Here is a 19827-nt window from a genome sequence, read left to right on the forward strand (position 1 = left end):
TCAACGCGGCACTGGGACACGGCACTGGGACACGGCACTGGGAGATCCCATCAGGAGACCTGCAGGCCGCCGTTGATGTCGTAGGTGGCGGCGGTGATGTAACCGGCGTCCTCGCCGACGAGGAAGGCCATCAGCGCGGCGATCTCCTTCACCGTGCCGACCCTGCCCACCAGGATGTCCCGCGACATCTCCTGCTTGCGTTCCTCGCTGAGGGTGCCGCCCATGATGTCGGTGTCGACGGGGCCTGGGGAGACGCAGTTGACGGTGATGTTGTGTTCGCCCATTTCGCGGGCCAGTGCCCGGGTGAACCCGATGATGGCTCCTTTGGAGGCGCTGTAGGCGACCTTGGAGTAGGTGCCGCCACCGCGCTGGGCGGAGATCGAGGAGACGCTGACGACCCGCCCGAGCTTCCGGTCGATCATCCCGCCGAGCACCCTCTGGGTGACGAGGAACGTCCCGGCCATATTCACGGCGAAGACGCGGTCCCACGCCTCCTTGGTCTCTTGCATGAACTCAGTGGGCGAGCTGATGCCGGCGAGGTTGCCCAACGCCACCACGGGTGGAAGCTCCGCTTCGACGCGGCTGATGGCGGCGTCGACCGAGCCGCTGTCGGAGACGTCAGCACCCACGCCGAGGGCCTGGACGCCGTGCCGCCCGGCGATGTCGGCAGCGGCCTCCTCGGCGGCCCCGGCGTCGATGTCCAGGATGGCGATGGACCAGCCCTGGCCCGCCAGGGTGTCCGCGAGGGCGCGGCCGATGCCGCGCGGTGAGGCGGCTCCGGTGAGGACCGCCGTCTTCTCGGCGGGGAAGGCTTGGATGTCTGCCATGGTCATCAGCTCCTGAATCTGTCGGGATGGTGAATGAAGTGCTCGTAGTCGTCGTAGGTCTGGTTGATGTGCGCTTCCATGGCACGTCGCGCCGCCTCCGGTTCCCCGGAGCGGATGGCGTCAAGCACCAGGGTGTGGTGGCGGATCGCGTGCTTCTGAACTTCCCGAAACGCGGAGGTCTCGCGGCGCATCGCGTAGAGCAGTTGTCCCAGCGGCCCGACGATCACGGGCACGAACGGGTTCGCCGAGGCGCGCAGGACGGCGTCATGGAAGTCGAGGTCCGCGGTGACGACCGCGTCGAGGTCCTCCGCGTTGTGGGCGGCCGTGAGGGCGTCCACAGCGGCGGCCATGCGCGCGAGGTCCTCGCCGGTGGCGTGCCGGGCGGCGAGCTCCGCCGCGCCGGTCTCGACCATCCTGCGGACTTCGAGCAGGCGCAGCGCCACATCGCTGGACCCGGCCTCATGGGAGGCCGCGCGGATGATGGCCTCCAGGTTCGTCCACAACGCCGGCGGGTTCACGAACGTCCCGAGGCCCCGCCGGACCTGGACAACGTTCTGTGCCTGCAGCGTCTTCAGCGCCTCGCGGACGGTGAGCCGGCTGACGTCCGCCGTCCGGGCCAGCTCCGCCTCGGCCGGGAGGGCGCTGTGCGGGGGATACACGCCCTCGATCACCTGCTGCAGCAGCTCCTGGAAGACGGTTTCAGCCAGCGGTTTCCTGCCCATCGGCCGCGTCCCCCTTCCCTGGAGGGGATAGATCCAGCTGCCCTGCCCGGCGTTTGGCCGGAGCGAGCACCCGGATCACCGCAGAGTCGTCCACCGCACCCAGGTCCTGCGCCTGGCCGAGGAGGAACAGCTGCTCCGCGGCCGCGGCCACGGGGGCGGCGAGGCCGGCGGACCGGGCGGCGGTGCCGACGATACCGAGGTCCTTCACGAAGATGTCGAGCCGGCTCAGGACGTCGACGCGGCCGTCGTACCCCTCGATCATGCGCGGGCCGCGGTTGGAGAGCATGAAGGACGCACCCGCTCCGGACTCCAAGGCGGCCAGGGCGAGGTTCTGGTCGAGTCCGAGGGCATCGGCCAGGGCCAGCGCCTCGGCCGCCGCAGCGATATGCACCCCGCACAGCAGCTGGTTCACTGTCTTCATCGCCTGCCCATCCCCGGGCCGAGCGCCGACAACCGTCAGGGTCGAAGCGAGCCGCTCCAGGACCGGACCCGCCTTGTCGAGGGCGGCGGGTTCGGCACCCACGACGATGAGCAGGTCGCCCTCCCCGGCGCGGACGGGCCCGCCGGACAGGGGAGCGTCGACGAGGTCAACCTGCAGGGCGCCCAGGCGTTCGGTCCAGGCCGGGACCGCATCGACGCCCACGGTGCTGGTCATCACGACGGCAGCACCCGGCTCGAGGGCTCCTGCGACGCCGGTTGTGCCGAAAAGCACCTCCTCGACCTGCGCCGCATTGCGGACGGCGAGCAGCACGATCCCGGCCCCGCCGACCGCCTCGGCGGCGGAGTCCGCGCAGAGGATGCCCGCCGCTTCGGCCGCGGCACGCAGCGCCTCCGCCGGGTCGAAGCCGCGCACGGGAAAGGCGCCCGCAAGCCGGCGGGCCATCGGCAGGCCCATCGCTCCGAGCCCCAGCACGGCGACGGGCGGGTGGAGCTGCTCGCTCATGGCTGGGTCCTTTCCGGCACGGCGCGGGGGGCCTTGGCGTGGAGGGCTTTCGGGTGTGCGCTGAGGGTTTGAACGACGTCGGCCAGCGACTCGTCGTCGCCGACGTTGCCCGCGAAAACGACGAAGGGGATGCCGCGGGCGGGGCCGTCCACCGGCTCCCAGAGCGAGACGATCCCCGGGAGCATCGGGCCGCGCACCACCGCGTGGCGGATGCCCAGCCCGTGGGCGGCTACGTCGGAGGAGGTGATGCCGCCCTTGGCGATGACGAAGCGCACGGGCGCGGCGGCGAGGGTGGCGCGGACGACGTCGACGACGGCCTGGGAGACGAGACGTGCGATCTCCAGGCTGCGCTCCGGGTCGTCGGAGCGGATCAGCTGCCGGCTGGTGGAGAGGATGACCTCGCCGCGTCCGAGCCCTGCGGTGACGGCGGCGGTGGTGGCGGCGACTGCGGCGTCGCGCTGCACGGGGTCGAGGAGGGTCTCGACGGCGAGCTCCACCTGGACCGCCGAGGGATGCCGGCGTGCCAGGGCCTCCAGCTGGCGGGTGGTGAGGCCGACGTGGGAGCCGACGACGATCAGCCCGCCGGTGCCCGGCGCGTCGCTGCGGGGATCCGTGGCGCCGGCTTCGCCGCTGCCGGGTTCAACGGCGTTGTCGAAGATCTCGGTTGCGGTGAGTGGGGCGTGTTCCATCTGGCCGATCCGGGCGCGGACAAACGGCGGCCCCACCCGGTACAGCAGCCTGCGCCCGCGGCGTTCGGCCTCGTGGAGTCCGAGGGCGAGGGCGCGGAGGTCGTCCTCGGTGACGGCGTCGGCGACGATGGGCACAGCGTCCCGGGCGGCGTCGAGCATTGCGGCGATGCCGTCGGTCCCGCCGCGGATGGTGGCGAGATCCAGCAGGATCACCCCGCCTGCGGGGAGCCGGCCTCCGGATTTCTCCTCGACGTAGCCTGCGAGGTCGGAGCGGGTGAAGCCGAAGGTGGCGTCGCGGGCGAATTCGGTCTCCGCCACGGCGGTGAGACCACCGTCGCCGTCGCGCAGGTAGTGGATGCCTCCGATGGTGACGCGGCCGGCGTCGGGAAAGGCGGGGACGATGACGACGCCGTCCGTATCGCTGCCCTGGACCTCGCGGAGGGTGGCCGCGATGGTGTCGGGTTCGAGAGGGAAATGGCCGCGCAGGGTGGAGTCACCGCGGCTGACGAACCCGACGCTCACACCGGAGGCGTCCGCCGCCGCCAGGGCGTTGGTGACGATGTCACGATTGCGCTGCTCGGCCTCCGCGGGGTCCAGGCTGCGGGTGTTCGTCAGGACGTAGACGGCCGGGGCGGCCGCGCCGTGGATGCGGTGGGAGAACGCCCATTCGAAGTCCCCGGGTTCCCATGCGGTGAGCACGGGGAGGTCGGCGACGGACTGGGTGCCGGTGGGGTCGTCGTCGAGCACCACAAGGATCCGGCCCACGGCCGCCACGGCCGCCGCGATCTCCCGCGGGTCGACGCGGACGGGGGCGGGAAAGGGTGCGAGCAACGCTGCTTCGCGTGTCAAGTGGGTGCACTCCCTCAGACGAGACCTTGTCAGATGTCATACGTGTGGTGTTAGTGTTTCAGCCAGCATCGTGGCCGTCAACGTTCCCGAGGGCCTTGCAAAAGAACACCACCTGGGCGGGCAACGGGGCCTTTCCAGGCTTCATGAGGAGTACATCACCGTGGATATACAACTTCTTTTGGCGTTGGTGCTGGGGATCGCCACCATCATTGTCCTTGTGCTCCGCACGCGCCTCGACGCGTTCGTTGCACTGCTCATTGCGGCCCTGGTGACCGGCCTCGTCGCCGGCCAGGCTCCGCTGGAAATCGTCACCGCCATCACCACCGGGTTCGGCAACACGCTTGCCTCGATCGGCATCGTGATTGGGCTGGGCGTGGGGATCGGCAAGATCCTTGAGGTCTCGGGGGCGGCGAACTCGCTGGCCCTGGCCTTCCTCAAACTGTTCGGCAAGGGCCGGGAACCCTGGGCGATGGGCAGCGTGGGGGCGCTGGTGTCCATCCCGGTGTTCTGCGACTCCGGCTACGTCATCATGAACCCCCTGGCGCGTTCCATTGCGCGGGTGAAGCGGAGCGGCTACATCGTCCTCGCTCTGGCGCTCGGGTGCGGCATGACGCTCACCCACCATCTCGTGCCGCCGACGCCCGGGCCGCTGGCCGTTGCCGGTATCCTCGGCGCCGACCTCGGCGCTCTGATCCTGGCCGGGCTCGTCTTCACGGTGATCCTGCTGCCGATCGTCGTCTTCTACGCGAAGTGGATGGGGCCGAAGCTCGAGCCGGAGATGAACGCCAGCGTCCGCGAGGCCGTCTACGGTACAGCCGCCGCGGTTCCCGCGGGCGGTGCGCGCTCCGCCGGGGGCAGCGGGGCCACCTCCACCGGAACGTCCCTCGCCGACCGCACCACGGCCGCGGACGCGGCGCCGGCCGGCACTCACGCCGACGCCGGCTCGGGTCACGATGACGATTTCGGCGGCGGCTCGATGGGGCAGGACGCCGGGACCGACCTCGGCACGCCGCCCGAAGGGGCCAAGCCTCACCGGGTGGGCGCATTCGTCGCGTCGCTGCCCCTGCTCGTGCCGCTGTTGCTGATCATTCTCAACACGGTCAGCGGTGCCATCGACCAGAGCAACCAGGGGGTCGTCGGCACCGGAGAGTACGAGCCGTCGGCGTGGGCCGCGCCGCTGGCCTTCATCGGCAATCCCGTGGTGGCGCTCGTGATCGGCGTCCTGCTGGCCGTGTATGTGCTGCTGCCGCGCTGGGTTCCGCGCACCAGGGTGCAGGGATGGTTCGCCGACGCCGCCGCATCCGCTGGTCTCATTCTGCTGATCACCGGCGCGGGCGGTGCGCTGGGCCAGGTGCTGCGCAGCTCCGGCGTGGGGGATGCCCTCGCCGAGGCAATTGCCGCGACGCCGCTGCCGGCGTTCCTCGTTCCGTTCCTGATCGCCACCCTCGTGCGGATCGCCCAGGGTTCAGGCACCGTCGCCATGATCACCGCCGCGTCGGTGACTGCGCCGCTGGTCACGTCCCTCGGAGTCGACCCCATCGTCGCCGCCCTCGCCTGCACCGCCGGGTCAATGGTGTTCAGCTACTTCAATGATTCCTACTTCTGGGTGGTCACCCGCTTCGCCGGGCTGGACGGCACGGCGGCCCTGCGCGGGTGGTCCGGGATCACCACCGCCGTATGGGCGGGTTCGATTCCGCTGCTCTTCCTGGCGAACCTCGTGCTCGGATAGGAATGCTTCGCGGGAGGCCGTCGCCGTTTTATCGGCGGCGGCCTTTTGCGTGCTGATTCCTTGCGCTGACGTATTGCGCTGACCTATCGTGCGCTGGCCTCCTGCACGAGGCTCTTCGCGTGGACCTATAGCAGTCAGAGCCGGCGGACGCACTCCCCGGTGCCCAGCCGGGCGAGGCCGGCCCGGTCGCCGTCGGCGAAGTCGGTCACGTTGCTGTTCCGCGCGTTCATCAGCTGGTTGGGATCCTCGACGTGGTCGAGGCCGACGACGTGCCCCAGCTCGTGCATGATCACCGCCCGGACGAGGTCCGGGCCGCCCGGATAGGTGAGGATGTCCGAGAGGGCGGGGGCATCGAGCTGGACCTGACCGGTGACGTAGACGTAGGGATTGCCCGGGGTGGTGACCGCGCTGCTGCCGCCGAGTCCGGCGGTGTCTCCCGCAAGTTCGGGGCTCTCCTGCGGCGTTGACCAGGTGATGAGGACGGGCGCCCAGCGCTTGCCGTAGGCCTCGGGCTGGAAGGACTCGCGGTCTACCGATGGGGCCTCGGACGTGGCGCCGTCGTCAATGAACTGCAGGCCGGTCGCGGCGGAAACCTGCGCGACCGCCTCATTGATGAGCGTCTCGGAGCCGGGAGGGGCGTTATCGGGGCGGACGACGTAGTGGATCGGGCGGCAGGGGTCATAGGCGACGAAGTCCTGCTCCTCGGTGGGGGAGGCGTGGAAGCGGTAGGCGTCCGAGGCGGCCACCGCGGGAGGCTGCCCGAGCGGTGCGTCCGCCGCCTCGACACCCCAGGGCGGCACGCTGGCGTCTGGGAAGTAGGGCAGGGCCGCCGGAAGGATGTGCCGCTCGAAGACACCGGGCCCGAAGTAGAGCCCGCCCACCAGTGCGAGGGCGAGGCCGGTGCGCAGGCCGCGGCCGAAACGCCGGCGGGGCCGCTGCCCGCGCGCCTGCGGAGGGAGGGTGCGGGAGCGTGGTGGTGCAGGCGGCCACCCGTTGGCCCTGCGCTGCGAGGCATGGAACTCCCGCAGCTGCTGATTCAGGGATTCTTCGAGGGCCCACGCGGGCGTGCGGCCACTGGGCGCCTTCGGTTGAGGCGGGGCGCCGTCGCGCGGGGCGCTCTCCGGCGCCCCGCCGCCGTTGGGCTCACTCGGATACGGCATGCCGGCACCGGACCTCAGCCGACGAGCTTCGCGTAGACGACGTAGTTGTCGTCGAACTCACCGGTCTCCGGGTCGAACCCGTCGCAGGTGATCAGGCGCAGTTCGGCCCCCTCGGTGTTTCCGTAGACCTTCTCGGTGGGGAAGGCATCCTTGGCGTACTGCTCGCCGCGGTCGAAGGTGAAGACCGCCTTCGTGCCGTCGTCGCGGGTGACCTCGATGGTGTCTCCGGCCTTGAGCTTGCGCAGTTCGGCGAAGATGCCCGGTCCGCCGTCGGTGGCATTGACGTGCCCCAGGAGAACAGCGGGTCCGCGCTCGCCGGGCGTGGGCGAACCGTTGTACCAGCTGGCTGGTGCGCCGGGGCCGTCCGGGGGAACCTCGAGGGAGCCGTTATCGCGCAGACCGAGGCTGAGCAGCTCCGAGGTCGCGCCGGTTGACGGGATGCGGAAGGAGGCCGGCCGAGACTCGGGGAGGACAGGGAGCTCCGGAGCCGTCGTCGGCGTCTGGACCTGCGGTGCCGTCGTGGCCGGCGCGGGGGTTACCGAGGGGGGAGCCGAGCGTGTCGGCGGGTTCTCGAGCATCTTGGCCGGGGCCTCGGCGGCGCAGCCGGAGAGGAGGAAGAACGCAACCGCCGCAGCAGCCAGGCGGCTCCTGCGGCGGTCGCCGGAAGAACTGATCATGCGTAGGACGATATCCGATTCAGTTCGACAGTGGGCGGTCAGACGCTGTCGGTGCTTCGGCGGCGGACCAGGTAGGTGCCACCGGCTGCCACCGCAAGGACGAGGCCACCACCGAGGACGAGCGTGCCCGTGCTGTCGTTTGCGGGCTCCTGGGCGACGCCGGTGCCCACGCCGCCGACGGGCATCGTCGGAACCTGGGGTGGTGTCGTCGGTGCCGGCTGGTTGTTCTCCATGATGATGCGCTCAACGATGCTGGCGTCGTAGGCGGGGGTGCCGGCAGCATCGCAGCCAAAGCCGTCGTTGTCGGCGTCCAATTTCGGCTGGTAGCCGGGCGTGCCCGCCGGGATGTTGTAGACGCCTACCTGCGCCGCAGCATCACAGTTGGCGAAGGGCAGTGTCACGGCAGCCGAGGCCGGTGATGCCGAGAGTGCAGTGAAGCCGGCCGCAGCGGCAACGGCAAGGAGTGCTGAGCTCTTTTTCACTTTTATCCCCATAACTTTAGTTGTGACCAGAGTTTTCCCTGTGACGGGACATCCAGAATTCTAAGCACCCTGCATATTCCTGGGGAAGTATTTCCACCGTCCCGATATGTCTCGATGAACTAGTGATTCGGCCTGCTAAGCCTCCATGACTTACTGTGACGAACCGTTCTCGACTTCCCTGCCCGATCGCCCGTAGGGTCAAACCCAGAATCAAGAGTTCCAACGCAAAACCCTGGTTTGTTGGACGGCAACCCTCTCGCTGTAGCGGGGTGCCCCAGGTGAGGATTCGGCCCGGCCGGCGCAGATGACCGGAGGGCAAGTACGGCACTTCCTCCTGGTTGTGCCCTGAACGAGGGTTCTTTTGCCATGTCCTTATCCCCGCACGCCTCCAGCTCACCCCGCCAGATCCGCTTCAACGCCTTCGACATGAACTGCGTCGGCCACCAGTCCCCGGGGCTGTGGCGCCACCCGGAGGACCAGTCCTGGCGGTACAAGGACCTCCGCTACTGGGCCGACCTCGCTCGGACGCTCGAGAAAGGGCTGTTCGACGGCATCTTCATCGCCGACGTCCTCGGCACCTACGACGTCTACGGCGGCTCCAATGAGGCAACGCTGCGCCAGGGCACCCAGACCCCGGTCAACGACCCGTTCCTTCTGGTCTCCGCCATGGCGCTGGTGACCGAGCACCTCGGGTTCGGCGTCACCGCCGGCACCGCCTACGAGCACCCGTACCCCTTCGCCCGCCGCCTCTCCACCCTCGACCACCTCACCAACGGGCGGTTCGGGTGGAACGTCGTCACCGGGTACCTGCCCTCGGCGGCGCGGAACCTCGGGCAGACCGACCAGCTCGAGCACGACGAGCGCTACAACCACGCCGACGAGTACCTCGAGGTGCTCTACAAGCTGCTCGAAGGCTCCTGGGAGGACGACGCCGTCGTCCGCGATCCCGAAAGCGGGGTCTTCACCGACCCCGCGAAGGTGCACGGGATCGGCCACGAGGGCAAATACTTCACGACGCCGGGAATCCACCTCAGCGAACCGTCCCCGCAGCGCACCCCGGTGATCTACCAGGCCGGCGCCTCCCCGCGGGGGATCGCCTTCGCGGCGGGCAATGCGGAGGCCGTCTTCGTCGGGTCGCCGACCCGGGCGATCCTCAAGGAAACCGTCACCAAGATCCGCGACGCCGTCGAGGCCGCCGGACGCGACCGCTACTCCGTGCGCATCTACACGATGCTCACCGTCATCACCGACGAGACCGAGGAGAAGGCGCACGCCAAGCACGAGGAGTACAAGAAGTACGTCAGCTACGAGGGGGCGCTCGTGCTGCTTTCGGGCTGGCTCGGCATCGACCTGTCGGTGTACGACCCGGATGAGCCCCTGGGCAATGTGAAGTCGAACGCCATTCAGTCGGCCGTGGCGAACTTTTCCAAGGTGGAGGACGACGGCAAGCCGTGGACGGTGCGCGACATCGCCGAGTGGGCGGGCATCGGCGGGCTCGGTCCGCGCGTCATCGGCTCTGGCGCGCAGGTCGCCGAGGAGCTCCAGGGGTGGGTGGAGGAGACCGACGTCGACGGGTTCAACCTCGCCTACGCCATCACCCCGGGCTCGTTCGAGGACGTGGTGAAGTACGTGGTGCCGGAGCTGCAGAAGCGCGGCGCCTACCCCACGGAGTACGTCGAGGGGACGCTGCGCCACAAGCTCTTCGGCCGCGGCGACCGGCTGCCCGCCGAGCACCACGGTTCCAGCTACCGCCTCCAGCCCGCCGCCCGCTGAGCCTCCAAGGACAAACCCATGATCTCCCTTCTTAAACTGACGAAAACCTACGGGCGCGGTGCGGACTCGGTAACAGTGCTCGACCAGCTCAACTTCGAGGTCGACGCCGGCGAAATCTTCGCCGTCACCGGCCCGAGCGGCGCCGGCAAGAGCACGCTGGCCCAGTGCATCAACCTGCTGGAGCGGCCCACCTCAGGATCGGTGGTCGTGAACGGCGAGGACCTTTCGAGCCTTCCGGAGAAGCGGCTGCGGGCCGCGAGGCGGCGGATCGGCACGGTGTTCCAGTCGGCGAGCCTGTTGAGCCGGCGCACGGCGTCGGAAAACATCGCCCTGCCGCTTGAATACCTTGGCGTGACGCCGGGGGAGATCCGGGCGAGGGTGGGGGAGCTGATCGACCGGGTGGGGCTTGGGCCCAAGGCCCACTCGTATCCGTTCCAGCTCTCCGGCGGGCAGGCGCAGCGCGTCGGCATTGCCCGGGCGCTGGCCCTGCGTCCCGCCATCCTGTTAGCGGATGAGGCGACGTCGGGCCTGGACCCGGACACCACGAGCTCCGTGGTGGAACTGCTGAAGCAGCTGCGGACCGACCTCGATCTCACGGTCGTCTTCATTACCCACGAGATGGACACTGTGCGGCAGATCGCAGATTCGGTGGCCCGGCTGGAGCGCGGGCGGATCGTCGAGACCGGCGCGCTGGTCGACCTGCTGACTAATCACGGCTCTCCGTTGGGCCGGGCGCTGCAGCCACGACTTAGGTTTGCAGCGGCCGGCGACGGCGCCGCCACCTGGTACGTCACCTACGACTCGACAAACGTGCCGGGGGACTGGATCCAGCGGGTCTCCGCGGACCTTGCCGTGCCCGTGCACCTTCTGGGCGCATCGGTTGAAACGGTGCACGGCATCAATACCGGGAGTGCGACCCTGGGGATCGCCTCGGCGGACGAGAACTCGGTGCGGCATGTGTTGACCCGGTATGGGTTGAGCGGAACACCCGATGCCCGCCGGGAGGCCGGCACCGGGGGAGCGCCGGTTCCACCGGTCCGGTCCGGGGCCGTTCCGGCGCTGGAGGGTGCAGCATGAGCGCCGTCATTGGATCTTCAGTTTTCGTTTCGTCGATCTATGTGCCGCGGGCCGATGTGCCGGTCGCCGAGCTTCCCGCACTGCTGCTGCCCGCTTACGGCGAAACGGTGCTCATGGTCGGCATCGTGATGGCGGTGGTCCTCGTAGTCGGCACACCGCTGGGCGTCCTGCTTCACAACGCCGCGCCGGGCGGGTTGTTTGAGCGGCCGGCACTGCATGCGGTGCTGGGGTGGATCATCAGCGTGGGGCGGTCACTGCCGTTCCTGATCCTGATGGCGTCGATCGTGCCGTTCACCCGCTTCATCACCGGGACGAACATCGGCATTGCCGCCGCCGTGGTGCCGATGTCCCTGGCCGGGATCGCCTTCTTCACCCGAATCGTCGAGAACGCGCTGCGGTCGGTGCCGCCGTCGATCGTGAGGGTGGCCCGCGCGTCGGGCGGTTCGAACCTGCAGATCATGAGGTCGGCGCAGTTCGGGGAGGCGGTGCCGGCCGTGCTCGGCGGGCTGACCATCCAGGTCATCGCCATGATCGAGTACTCGGCGATCGCCGGGACCATCGGTGCCGGCGGCATCGGCTACGTCGCCGTGACCTACGGCTACCAGCGGTTCGACAACACGGTCATGCTCGCGACCATCCTGGTCCTCGTGGCGACGGTCGCGTTCGTGCAGGTCGCCGGCGACCGGCTGGTCCGCTGGGTGACGCCGCAGAAGCGGCTGCAGCACGCCTGACCCTCCTCTCTTCTTTCTTTCTCTTTTTCATTACCGCGCTGTGTTCAGCGCGCCCTCGAAAGGCTTTGCCATGTCTGAAAACACCTCTCCTTCCCCGTCCACCAACCCCGCCTCCCACGGCTTCACCCTGCGGAAGCGGCGTAAGGCGCCATGGATTGCCGGTGGTGCCGCCGTCGTCGTCGCGGCCGGCGCCTTGATCGCGGTGCCGCTGCTGAACCCCGAGCGGTCCGCCGCCGAGACTGAGGGCGCCACCCTGCTGGTGGCCACCGCGGAGGGCAACCATGCTGAGCAGGCCCTGGTGGAGTTCATCGATGAGGAGGTGGCGCCGAAGTACGGGATCGATATTGAGTTCAAGGGGCTCAGCGACAGCAACACCATCAACCGGGCGGTGAGCGAGGGCGAGGTCGCGGCCACGATCTACCAGCACAAGCTGTGGCTGGGGCAGGTGCTCGAGGCGAACCCGGATTTCCGGGAGACGGCGGTGGGCCCGGTGTTCCGGTGGGGGTTCGGCATCTGGTCGGATAAGTACAAGTCCGTGGAGGAGATTCCCGAGGGTGGGACGGTGTCGTTGTATTCGGATCCGGCGAACGAGGCCCAGGGGCTGTGGCTGCTGGAGCGGGCCGGGCTGATCACGCTGAATGAGGGGGTGAACAAGTGGGAGGCGACGCAGAAGGACATCGCCGAGAATCCGAAGAACCTTCAGTTCCGGCTGCTGGACTTCGCGGCGCAGTCGCGGGCGCTGCCCGACCTCGATGCCGCCGTCGGGTACACGGAGTACTACACGGCGGCGAAGATTCCGCTGGAGCTGCAGATCTTCGCCCCGCCGGCCCCGGATGAGTTCGCCTCGCAGTTGACCGTGGGAACCGAGTACCTGAAGACGGAAAACATCAAGAAGCTCACTCAGGCCTTCCAGGATCCGGCCGTGCAGGAGTTCCTGGCGACCGATCCGGAGGTGAAGGGGCTGCTGCTGCCGATCGAGGGGGAGTAAGCGCCGGCGCTTGGAGAGGCGCCATCCTCTAACGTGGGCCCATTCTTGGCACCCTTCACCCAGCACGGCGGGGGCACCACACTCTTTCAGTCGTGGAGCCCTCGGGCTAAAGATTTTCAGCCGCAAGAATCAGTCGAATTCGCCGATCCTCCACCGCGACACTATTTCCGGCCAGGACCGCCAGTATGAATTCCACATAGAACCTGGTGCCGCCCAGTCGCGTTTACCCCGCCCGAGAAAATGCCCGATGAAGGCGCCTCAACCGCTACACCCGGGATCATGGCTGGACATCTCATCGGACGCGCACGCGCGTCCACCAACGACCAGGATCTCACCGCCCAACACAACGGCCGCACCGCCCTCGGCGTCTCGGAGGAGCGTATCTATGTTGATCAGGGGCTGACCGGCACCAACAGGGAGAGGCCAACGCTCCAGGTAGACAAGGGCTGGAATGCGTTCTGGACCGGCGGCATTTCTAATTCTTTGGAAGTGATCGAACAAATCACCTACCTGCTGTTCCTCAAGCGGCTGGACTCGAACCAGACCCGCGCCGAGAACAAGGTCAATCGCACCGGCAAACCCGTCGAGGACCCGTTTTCCCCTACCGGTATTGGTGGCAAAGGCCGCCCCTTCCAGGACTTCCGGTAGCGTCGGTAAGGGAACGACGACGGGGTCGCTGAACCTCTCCCGGTTCCAGGAGAAGGCTTGGAGGTGTCTGCAGGGATCCCTGGACCACGTAACCAGCCCAACGCCTGCGCCGTGGGCTGCCCCTGACCGCAACGGACCTAAATGAGCTTCAGCGCATGCGGCATGTCCCGTCCGGACTATCCAGTGTCATGAACCAGCTAGTTGTCGGCTGCGTTCTACCGCTGCTCAGCTCACCACAGTTGAGAATATTTTCTCGCGCCGTCTCTTCTTGTCGTCTTCGTACCATCGAATCCGAAGCCTATAGCGGCCGAGTTTGGCTGATGCAGTGGCGTTTCTAACAGGCTTGCCAATGTCTGCTGGCGAAGTGATTACCGAGCTGAAAGGCGTCTCATCCAAGAGGTTGACGTAGGTGAACAAATTCTCCTTCGGGAGATCGAGCTTTCCCTTTGGGGACGCCAGCGGGACCCACTTACCCGAGGGCCCGTGAATCGCGCATTCCACACCCTGAATGGACGGGGTGCTGCCGCGTACAGACCATCGGACAGTAACTGTTGGGACTTGCGTAGTTTTGATCTTCTGGGTTCCCCGCGTCCAGGTGGGTGAAGTCCAATGCGTGATACTACGTCGCCGCAGTAATGGGGGTAAGCCGAGGGCGACGGTAATAGCGATGCCTGCAAGTCCCAGCCCGATACCGAAAGCGGTGGAGTCCATGAAAAGGGAGCCTAGCGCACCGTAGCAAACTGCCAAATAGAGTCCGAGACCCCGGGGTCGTGGTATCAAGCACAGGCCGGGTAGCGGGAACTCGGTGACTTATCAGCGCATGGGCAGGGGCTTGGCGATGGGGGTCAGCGCGCCGCCTCCTCTCTTGACGGGGAAAGGGCTTCTGGGAAGACATCGCCGTGATTCTTCGGGAGATAGGCGCGAACGTCCTCGAGAGAAGGGTCGTGGTTGAGGCTGTCCTGGTAGAACTCAAGACGTCGCACTGCCTCGTGAATATCCTCAATCCACTTCTTGCATCCAAACTTGATAGTTGACCGACGAGTTGGCATCGATCCTCGCTTCATCGAGGATGTCGGATGGGCGGCCTTATTGGTTTATGTCACCCCCGGACTGCGTCTTGCGACTTAGCCTCGCGAACAGATTTTCGCTGAAGAATGACCCGCTACTAAGGCCCTACCTCAAGTCTCGTGGTTTCTTGCATGGACTGGCCATCCACATTGGCTTCCCAGTGCTGCACGCCACGGGGTCCGCATGCAGTGGAAGTGCATACGTAACGTCGGCGTGCTCATTGGGACTCATGCGATACTTTGAGTACATGATGAATCCCAGGGTCGAAACAAGTAGGGAGATTGCCGGTGGCCGATTTGATTAGTACGACCGTTAACGTCGGAAAGCTGTTTGACCGCGAAAACTTCTTTAGAATTCCGGACTACCAACGACCCTTCTCTTGGAGCGATGATAATCTATCTGACTTGATTGGTGATCTCATCGAAGCGCCAAAAAACTCCGACTACTTTTTGGGTACCCTCGTCCTCCATAAAGTAGGCGTGGAAGGCGGCGTATCTACTTTTGATGTCGTAGATGGGCAACAGCGGCTCACCGCTTTATGTATACTCCTCGCCTGTCTCCGAGATTCTGAAGCATTTGTTGGCGACCAAGACATGCAGGGACAAATACAAGACAAACTTCTACAACGTGAACAGTCCCTTTCTGGAATTCCCGCTCGAAACAGGCTACACGTTCGTGATCTCGAAGCATTCAATAATATTGTGATTAAAGCGGGAGGTGCAGTTGAAGATGATTCGGTCGACCAGCTGCTTGGATACGGGGAGCGGAAATACCGCGCGGCTGCAAAGGCCTTCCGGGAGCGTCTAAGCGCATTGCCAGCGCAATCGGTCATAGAGCTTGCTCGGTTCATTCTGCAACGGTGTGTTGTAGTTTATCTCGCAGCTTCAAGTTTTGAGGAAGCATTTCGTCTGTTCACAATCGTCAATGATCGAGGGCAACAACTTCGCCGAGTCGACATCCTAAAGGCCAACAATTTAGCACCCAGCGTCGTCCCTGACCCTAGTGTGAGAGCTCACTACGCGGATAAGTGGGAGGGAATGGAGGAAAAGGTCGGAGCAGATAGGTTCGAAGACATCTTTCACTCGCTTCGCTTAATCTATACGCAAGACAAACCTAAGGCTGATCTTTTAAAGGAGTTTGAGGATAGGATACTTGGCAAGCCGGGAATGCCAACGAAAGGATCAGATTTCCTAGATCGGCTAGGCGAATACGTAGATATTTATGACTCGCTGTTCATCTCCTGTGATTACCTTGCTGGCACGCCTAATTCGGAAAAGTTCGAGACTATGATGTCGGCCATGGTTTCTAATTTTGTTGCGAGTGAGTGGCGCGCCGTCGTGCTGCAGTTTGCGAGGAAGTTTGGGAAAGCTGACCTATACGCTTTTCTCCTTCTGGTTGAAAAGGTTTTCCTCGAGCAGTGGGTTGGTGGAATGCGGAAGGATGAACGCTATTCAACCTATACATCCATGCTTAAGTCGATAGAGGTATCCAAAAGATCTAAAGCCGTTTTGGACAACATTGAGTTCGATGGGTCGGCTATCGAAGAAGCGTGTAGGTCACCGAGATTTTATGGGGCCGGCTACTCGAAGTATCTTCTTCTTAGAGCCGAGATCTGTGCGTCTGAATTAAGCGAAGCCAGAAAATTTTCGGTGCGGTCCGTAGAGCATGTGCTTCCGCAAAACCCTGCTGCGGAGAGTCAGTGGCGGGTAGATTTTTCGCAAAGTGACATCGACAGCGTGGTACATTCTGCGGGAAATCTAGTATTACTTAGCAAGGGAAAAAACTCCTCCGCACAAAACAAAGACTTCGTCGATAAAAAGAATACCTATCTTTCACCACGAGTCACGGACTTTCCTAGGAGTGTTCAGGTGCTGTCCGAGCAGGTGTGGACCCGAGCGGTGATCGAGCAGCGAACTCTTGACTTCGCTTCGTCAGTACTGGTTAACCCGTAAGCAGTTTGGCCAGTGTCGCTGCCCACTGGTCATGCCCAAAGTTTCCTGTGGGCGTCGAAGTACTTCCTTGATCGGTTTGGTTGACCCAGTCGGTCACCGTCCGGCCGGTCAGGTGGGGGAGAAGTACCGCCAAGTTAGGCGCCCGACTTAGGATCTCGAGTAGTTCCCGGCGAGCTGCCTGTCGAATACGTCTAGGGCGAAGCTGATTGATACCTCAGCGTCCTCCCGTTGTGCCGCGTCGAGTTGCCGTAGGGGAGCGTTTACAACGAGGAAGGCTTCGCCGAAGTCCAGTCGGATGAGGACGTCGTCCGTGGAGCCCTGTCGAATGTTCACGAACTTGTAGCCACTAAGGCTGGCACCGGGTGGTTGCAGGACGGAGCATCCCGTGAGGAAGGAAAGCGATCTCACTACCGGGCTGCCATCGGCGGTGTCCTCGGCGACAAGGTCACGCGGTTCATAGAATTCGACGGCGCCCCCAAGGATGTCGCAGAACCCGCCGAGGGCACCGCCATCTATTGGAAAGTGGCAAGCGAACTGCGCGGCCCCGACATCGTGGTCGAACTCGTAGCCGAAATATCGTGCCGCTGACGCGTAGATTGTCCTGTCCGGATCGAGGTTCTCCTTGGCGACGTCCGGGGCCGGATGTAGATCGGATTTCATCAATCGTCGCGTGAAGTCCCGATAGCCCTCCACAAAGATCTCCTAGCCTCGGTTTCCAAACACCCGCTCGCAAAGGCCCTTGACTAGGGCAGCATGGGCTGTTGGATCGCCGGTTCTCCGCAATTGTTGCTCATACTCGCTCACGAGCCACGTGACTTCCGATTTGTCGCGGTGACCTACGTCGATGAAGGTTTTTCGGCCTCTACCCTGCACCCGGCTTGGGTGTATAGCTACGCTCACTTGAACACGGTTTCGTCCTCACCTAAGGGATGAGATAAGCCAAAGACGGTTCAACAGAGTCGTAGTCGACCCCTGCAAAACTGTCGAGCAGAGCCTCGAAGATCACACGAGCCCCCTCCACCGGAACTGCCATTCCAATTTGCTTGCGCACAGACTCCTTCGAACCGTGGAAGATGTAATTGTCTGGAAACGTCTGAAGACGCGCACGTTCGCGATTGGTGAGGGCTCGGGGTTCGGACCAGTGATAAATATGGGTTCCGCCGCCGCCGGAACCGGTGACTGTGTAAGCGGGCTTTTCCGGATGCAGGCGCTTGTAGATCGAGGAGAGCTTGGTCTTGGTCTTGATTTGTAGGTGCTCGGGGATCGCAGCGTGCCAGGCGTTGCCGCCGGCGGGGATGTACTCTAGGCGTTCAATGACGTTCTTTGACTGCTTGGTCGGCTCCTGGTTGGTGGCCGACTCCGGGATGTCCTTCAGAGCAGTCTTGGCACTGACGTCTCGATCAGCGTAGGGCTTTGGGCTCGGCACCTTGAATTCGACCTTCAGCTCCTTCTTGATACCGATGACAATCATGCGGTGTCGGGCCTGTGGGACGCCATACTGCTCGAACCGGTAGTAATGCGGGTAGATGCGGTAGCCGGCCGCAATCATGTCGGAGAAGATGCGCTTCAGAGCGACCCCGCCGTCGGCTCGAATACCCCCGACGTTCTCGGCCAGAAACCAGTCGGGCTTGAACTCCTCCAGTGCCCTGACGCCGTAGGTGTAGAGCGGGCCGAACTTGCCGTCGAAGCCCTTACGCTCTCCCACAAGGCTGAAGTCGTTGCACGGGAAGCCGAACGCCAGGCCGTCGATTCCGCCAAGTTGCTTGAGCACCTCGTAGTCCAATGTGCGGATGTCGTGGTGGACCACTGACTTGTCATCGGGGTCGTTGCAGATGTTTTGGGCGTAGGTGCGGCAGGTGTCAGCGTCATAGTCAGTTGCCCACTGGTGGACGATCTCGTATCCGGGCCGAGATGCCAGCTTCGCGGCCAGGCCGAGCCCGCCCGGACCGGAGAACAGCTCACCGAACCGAAATGTCTTGGTTTCGGTACTTGCGGGAGTGTCTGCGGTGGTCTTGATGGGGCGTTCAGCTGCGATGGTCACGAGACCCATCCTATCCGCACAGCTGCCGTTGCGCAGCCTCGCGACCTCGACGTCGATCGCATACCCAACGTTGGCGAACGAGGAAATCAGCTTCACATGCGCTTCAATGTTGAAGGCGAAAAAGCGCTCTCACGTGCAGTGCCCGAGGCTGCTGAGAGGGATTGCACGCGCGAAGGGCTCCTGACATTCTCACGAGGTCAAGCACTCCAAGCTGGAACCAGGGCACGCCTTCCCTCGCGCCGGCTCCGGTCCTGCCACCAAGGCATTGCAATCCTTGCCTCCGGAGACCCCGACGTCGAGATAGCCCTCCGGCAGAGCGCGCGCTACGCCTAGTGAGGACTGTCGCTGGAGGCTGTCGGCTGGAGGTGATGGAGGGCGCGCCGCGGGCTTCAACCAGAGTTTTGCAATGTATATTCGACCCGGTTGGTCGCCGGCAGACGGTGTTGGTCCCACGACGGGGTGTCGTCGGTGGCAGGAGGGCATGATGAGAAGCATCGACGGCAGGGCTGGTCTCGTGGCGGAGCTCGATCGTCTCTCGGGGACAGACCCCGTCGCCTCCGGCGCCCCGCGGGGCACCGGCATCGCCCGCTACCTGAGCGAGGGCCTCCTCACCGAGGCCGCGACGGGGAACCGTGAGGGCCCGTACTGGCGTCTCACCCTCCACCTGTTGCAGCGGCTGAGCATCTGGTGGTCCCCGGGCGGGTACGCCTTGATTCCCACAATGACGCCGTGGTGCATCCGCGACCGTTCCGCCCGATGGGACCAGGGGCCCGAGTCCTGGGGTTCCCCCCACGAGAACGGGTACCTGAGGGATGACAACAGCATCATCAAGAAGCTGCCGATCCCGCTTAACGTGACCGCTTCCACAGGCCACGTCTACGCGGGCGGCAAGGCGTCGCGGGGGTTCACGGCCTGCCACATCTGGCGCAAACTCGACGACGGTGGAATCGGGGGAAGTGACCCGTGGATCTACTCCTTCATGGCGAACCTGGTTTGGATCCCCTCGCCGCTGAACTCCCTGACCGACCACCACCCACGCGTGCAGGCGCTGCTCCAGGCCACCAGCCGAGCCATCTTCTGTGGGCACGAGGGCATTTCCACGGCCGCGTACACGGATTACGCCTGGAACCGCTTGATCCCTCACGGTGTCCCGGTACCGGTCGAGCCGCGGCTGGACGTGGACAATTTGGCGTTCTTCGAAATCAACTCAGCCTTCGTCGAGCGGCGCCTAGTCTACCTCGACAAGTTCGTAGCCGGCGCGGACACCGTCCTGGCGGGCAGGCCGCTGAGCACGAAACTTGTCTCCAGCCGCTACACGGCCGGGTTGCCGCTACTGGACCCAGAGTCCGTCCAGAAGTTTCGCGCCATGTTGCACGACTACGCCCACGCTGTCCGAGCAGGATTGTGAACCGGACACATGGGCTCGACAGGTGCAAGGCCGCGAAGTTGGGCAGGGTCTGAGCCGCCTCAG

17 protein-coding genes and 1 riboswitch are annotated in these 19827 nt (G+C 64.9%); of the genes, 8 read left to right on the top strand and 9 right to left on the bottom strand.

Annotated elements, in window-relative coordinates:
- Window positions 1–50 precede the first annotated feature (50 nt).
- Genes GVV77_RS00220 through GVV77_RS00235 form a run of 4 tightly spaced genes read right to left on the bottom strand, consistent with a single transcriptional unit; the run spans window position 51 to window position 4030 of the window.
- Window positions 51–827, bottom strand: a complete 777-nt coding sequence (locus GVV77_RS00220; protein ID WP_159615277.1) for an SDR family NAD(P)-dependent oxidoreductase — start codon at window positions 825–827, stop codon at window positions 51–53.
- A 5-nt stretch (window positions 828–832) separates the two neighbouring features.
- Window positions 833–1549, bottom strand: a complete 717-nt coding sequence (locus GVV77_RS00225) for a FadR/GntR family transcriptional regulator (RefSeq protein WP_159615279.1) — start codon at window positions 1547–1549, stop codon at window positions 833–835.
- Window positions 1527–2492, bottom strand: coding sequence for an NAD(P)-dependent oxidoreductase (locus tag GVV77_RS00230; protein ID WP_159615281.1), 966 nt, complete (start codon window positions 2490–2492; stop codon window positions 1527–1529). The genes GVV77_RS00225 and GVV77_RS00230 overlap by 23 nt, the downstream gene beginning before the upstream one ends.
- Complete coding sequence (locus tag GVV77_RS00235) at window positions 2489–4030, bottom strand: four-carbon acid sugar kinase family protein (protein WP_159615283.1); 1542 nt, start codon at window positions 4028–4030, stop codon at window positions 2489–2491. The genes GVV77_RS00230 and GVV77_RS00235 overlap by 4 nt, the downstream gene beginning before the upstream one ends.
- Before the next feature lie 160 nt (window positions 4031–4190).
- Between GVV77_RS00235 and GVV77_RS00240 the strand changes: the two genes are divergently transcribed.
- Window positions 4191–5759 carry a GntP family permease gene (locus tag GVV77_RS00240; RefSeq protein WP_159615285.1) on the top strand — a complete coding sequence of 523 codons (1569 nt, stop codon included), beginning with the start codon at window positions 4191–4193 and terminating at the stop codon, window positions 5757–5759.
- 134 nt (window positions 5760–5893) lie between these two features.
- On the opposite strand, the gene GVV77_RS00245 is transcribed toward GVV77_RS00240, so the two are convergent.
- The 3 genes from GVV77_RS00245 to GVV77_RS00255 are packed head-to-tail and all read right to left on the bottom strand — an operon-like array spanning window position 5894 to window position 8078.
- Entirely contained in the window at window positions 5894–6919 is a 1026-nt protein-coding gene (locus tag GVV77_RS00245) for a matrixin family metalloprotease (RefSeq protein WP_159615287.1), read from the bottom strand.
- 14 nt (window positions 6920–6933) lie between these two features.
- Complete coding sequence (locus GVV77_RS00250) at window positions 6934–7596, bottom strand: class F sortase (RefSeq protein WP_159615289.1); 663 nt, start codon at window positions 7594–7596, stop codon at window positions 6934–6936.
- 38 nt (window positions 7597–7634) lie between these two features.
- Entirely contained in the window at window positions 7635–8078 is a 444-nt protein-coding gene (locus tag GVV77_RS00255; RefSeq protein WP_159615291.1) for an excalibur calcium-binding domain-containing protein, read from the bottom strand.
- 208 nt (window positions 8079–8286) lie between these two features.
- Window positions 8287–8406, top strand: a riboswitch (SAM riboswitch).
- Window positions 8407–8444: 38 nt separating this feature from the next.
- Here GVV77_RS00255 and GVV77_RS00260 point away from each other — a divergent pair.
- The 6 genes from GVV77_RS00260 (at window position 8445) to GVV77_RS00285 (ending at window position 16315) form a co-directional block, all read left to right on the top strand.
- Window positions 8445–9851 (top strand): LLM class flavin-dependent oxidoreductase, encoded by a 1407-nt coding sequence (locus GVV77_RS00260; RefSeq protein ID WP_159615293.1) that lies wholly within the window; start codon window positions 8445–8447, stop codon window positions 9849–9851.
- Between the two features lie 18 nt (window positions 9852–9869).
- The gene (locus GVV77_RS00265; protein ID WP_159615294.1) at window positions 9870–10928 is read left to right on the top strand and encodes a methionine ABC transporter ATP-binding protein; all 1059 of its coding nucleotides are present in this window, start codon (window positions 9870–9872) and stop codon (window positions 10926–10928) included.
- Window positions 10925–11659 carry a methionine ABC transporter permease gene (locus tag GVV77_RS00270; RefSeq protein ID WP_159615295.1) on the top strand — a complete coding sequence of 245 codons (735 nt, stop codon included), beginning with the start codon at window positions 10925–10927 and terminating at the stop codon, window positions 11657–11659. The genes GVV77_RS00265 and GVV77_RS00270 overlap by 4 nt, the downstream gene beginning before the upstream one ends.
- Before the next feature lie 70 nt (window positions 11660–11729).
- The gene (locus GVV77_RS00275) at window positions 11730–12647 is read left to right on the top strand and encodes a MetQ/NlpA family ABC transporter substrate-binding protein (RefSeq protein ID WP_159615296.1); all 918 of its coding nucleotides are present in this window, start codon (window positions 11730–11732) and stop codon (window positions 12645–12647) included.
- A 279-nt stretch (window positions 12648–12926) separates the two neighbouring features.
- On the top strand, window positions 12927–13295 hold the full coding sequence (locus GVV77_RS18460) for a type I restriction-modification system subunit M N-terminal domain-containing protein (RefSeq protein ID WP_201293144.1): 369 nt from the start codon (window positions 12927–12929) through the stop codon (window positions 13293–13295).
- 1355 nt (window positions 13296–14650) lie between these two features.
- Window positions 14651–16315 (top strand): DUF262 domain-containing protein, encoded by a 1665-nt coding sequence (locus GVV77_RS00285; RefSeq protein WP_159615297.1) that lies wholly within the window; start codon window positions 14651–14653, stop codon window positions 16313–16315.
- 147 nt (window positions 16316–16462) lie between these two features.
- On the opposite strand, the gene GVV77_RS00290 is transcribed toward GVV77_RS00285, so the two are convergent.
- Both GVV77_RS00290 and GVV77_RS00295 read right to left on the bottom strand, forming a co-directional pair.
- Window positions 16463–17008 carry a hypothetical protein gene (locus tag GVV77_RS00290; protein ID WP_159615298.1) on the bottom strand — a complete coding sequence of 182 codons (546 nt, stop codon included), beginning with the start codon at window positions 17006–17008 and terminating at the stop codon, window positions 16463–16465.
- 229 nt (window positions 17009–17237) lie between these two features.
- Window positions 17238–18356 (bottom strand): DNA cytosine methyltransferase, encoded by a 1119-nt coding sequence (locus GVV77_RS00295; protein ID WP_246199546.1) that lies wholly within the window; start codon window positions 18354–18356, stop codon window positions 17238–17240.
- A 481-nt stretch (window positions 18357–18837) separates the two neighbouring features.
- Here GVV77_RS00295 and GVV77_RS00300 point away from each other — a divergent pair, with 481 nt between their 5' ends.
- Window positions 18838–19764: a hypothetical protein gene (locus tag GVV77_RS00300; protein ID WP_159615299.1), complete on the top strand. Its 927-nt coding sequence runs from the start codon at window positions 18838–18840 to the stop codon at window positions 19762–19764.
- Window positions 19765–19827 lie beyond the last annotated feature (63 nt).

Origin of the sequence: Arthrobacter zhaoguopingii (assembly GCF_009828605.1) — a bacterium.
Classification (GTDB): Bacteria; Actinomycetota; Actinomycetes; order Actinomycetales; family Micrococcaceae; genus Arthrobacter_D; species Arthrobacter_D zhaoguopingii.

Bases quoted from the DNA above. Each gene is read 5' to 3' on its own strand.
- GVV77_RS00220 (WP_159615277.1), bottom strand. From the start codon at position 827: ATGGCAGACATCCAAGCCTTCCCCGCCGAGAAGACGGCGGTCCTCACC.
- GVV77_RS00225 (WP_159615279.1), bottom strand. From the start codon at position 1,549: ATGGGCAGGAAACCGCTGGCTGAAACCGTCTTCCAGGAGCTGCTGCAG.
- GVV77_RS00230 (WP_159615281.1), bottom strand. From the start codon at position 2,492: ATGAGCGAGCAGCTCCACCCGCCCGTCGCCGTGCTGGGGCTCGGAGCG.
- GVV77_RS00245 (WP_159615287.1), bottom strand. From the start codon at position 6,919: ATGCCGTATCCGAGTGAGCCCAACGGCGGCGGGGCGCCGGAGAGCGCC.
- GVV77_RS00250 (WP_159615289.1), bottom strand. From the start codon at position 7,596: ATGATCAGTTCTTCCGGCGACCGCCGCAGGAGCCGCCTGGCTGCTGCG.
- GVV77_RS00260 (WP_159615293.1), top strand. From the start codon at position 8,445: ATGTCCTTATCCCCGCACGCCTCCAGCTCACCCCGCCAGATCCGCTTC.
- GVV77_RS00265 (WP_159615294.1), top strand. From the start codon at position 9,870: ATGATCTCCCTTCTTAAACTGACGAAAACCTACGGGCGCGGTGCGGAC.
- GVV77_RS00270 (WP_159615295.1), top strand. From the start codon at position 10,925: ATGAGCGCCGTCATTGGATCTTCAGTTTTCGTTTCGTCGATCTATGTG.
- GVV77_RS00275 (WP_159615296.1), top strand. From the start codon at position 11,730: ATGTCTGAAAACACCTCTCCTTCCCCGTCCACCAACCCCGCCTCCCAC.
- GVV77_RS18460 (WP_201293144.1), top strand. From the start codon at position 12,927: ATGGCTGGACATCTCATCGGACGCGCACGCGCGTCCACCAACGACCAG.
- GVV77_RS00300 (WP_159615299.1), top strand. From the start codon at position 18,838: ATGATGAGAAGCATCGACGGCAGGGCTGGTCTCGTGGCGGAGCTCGAT.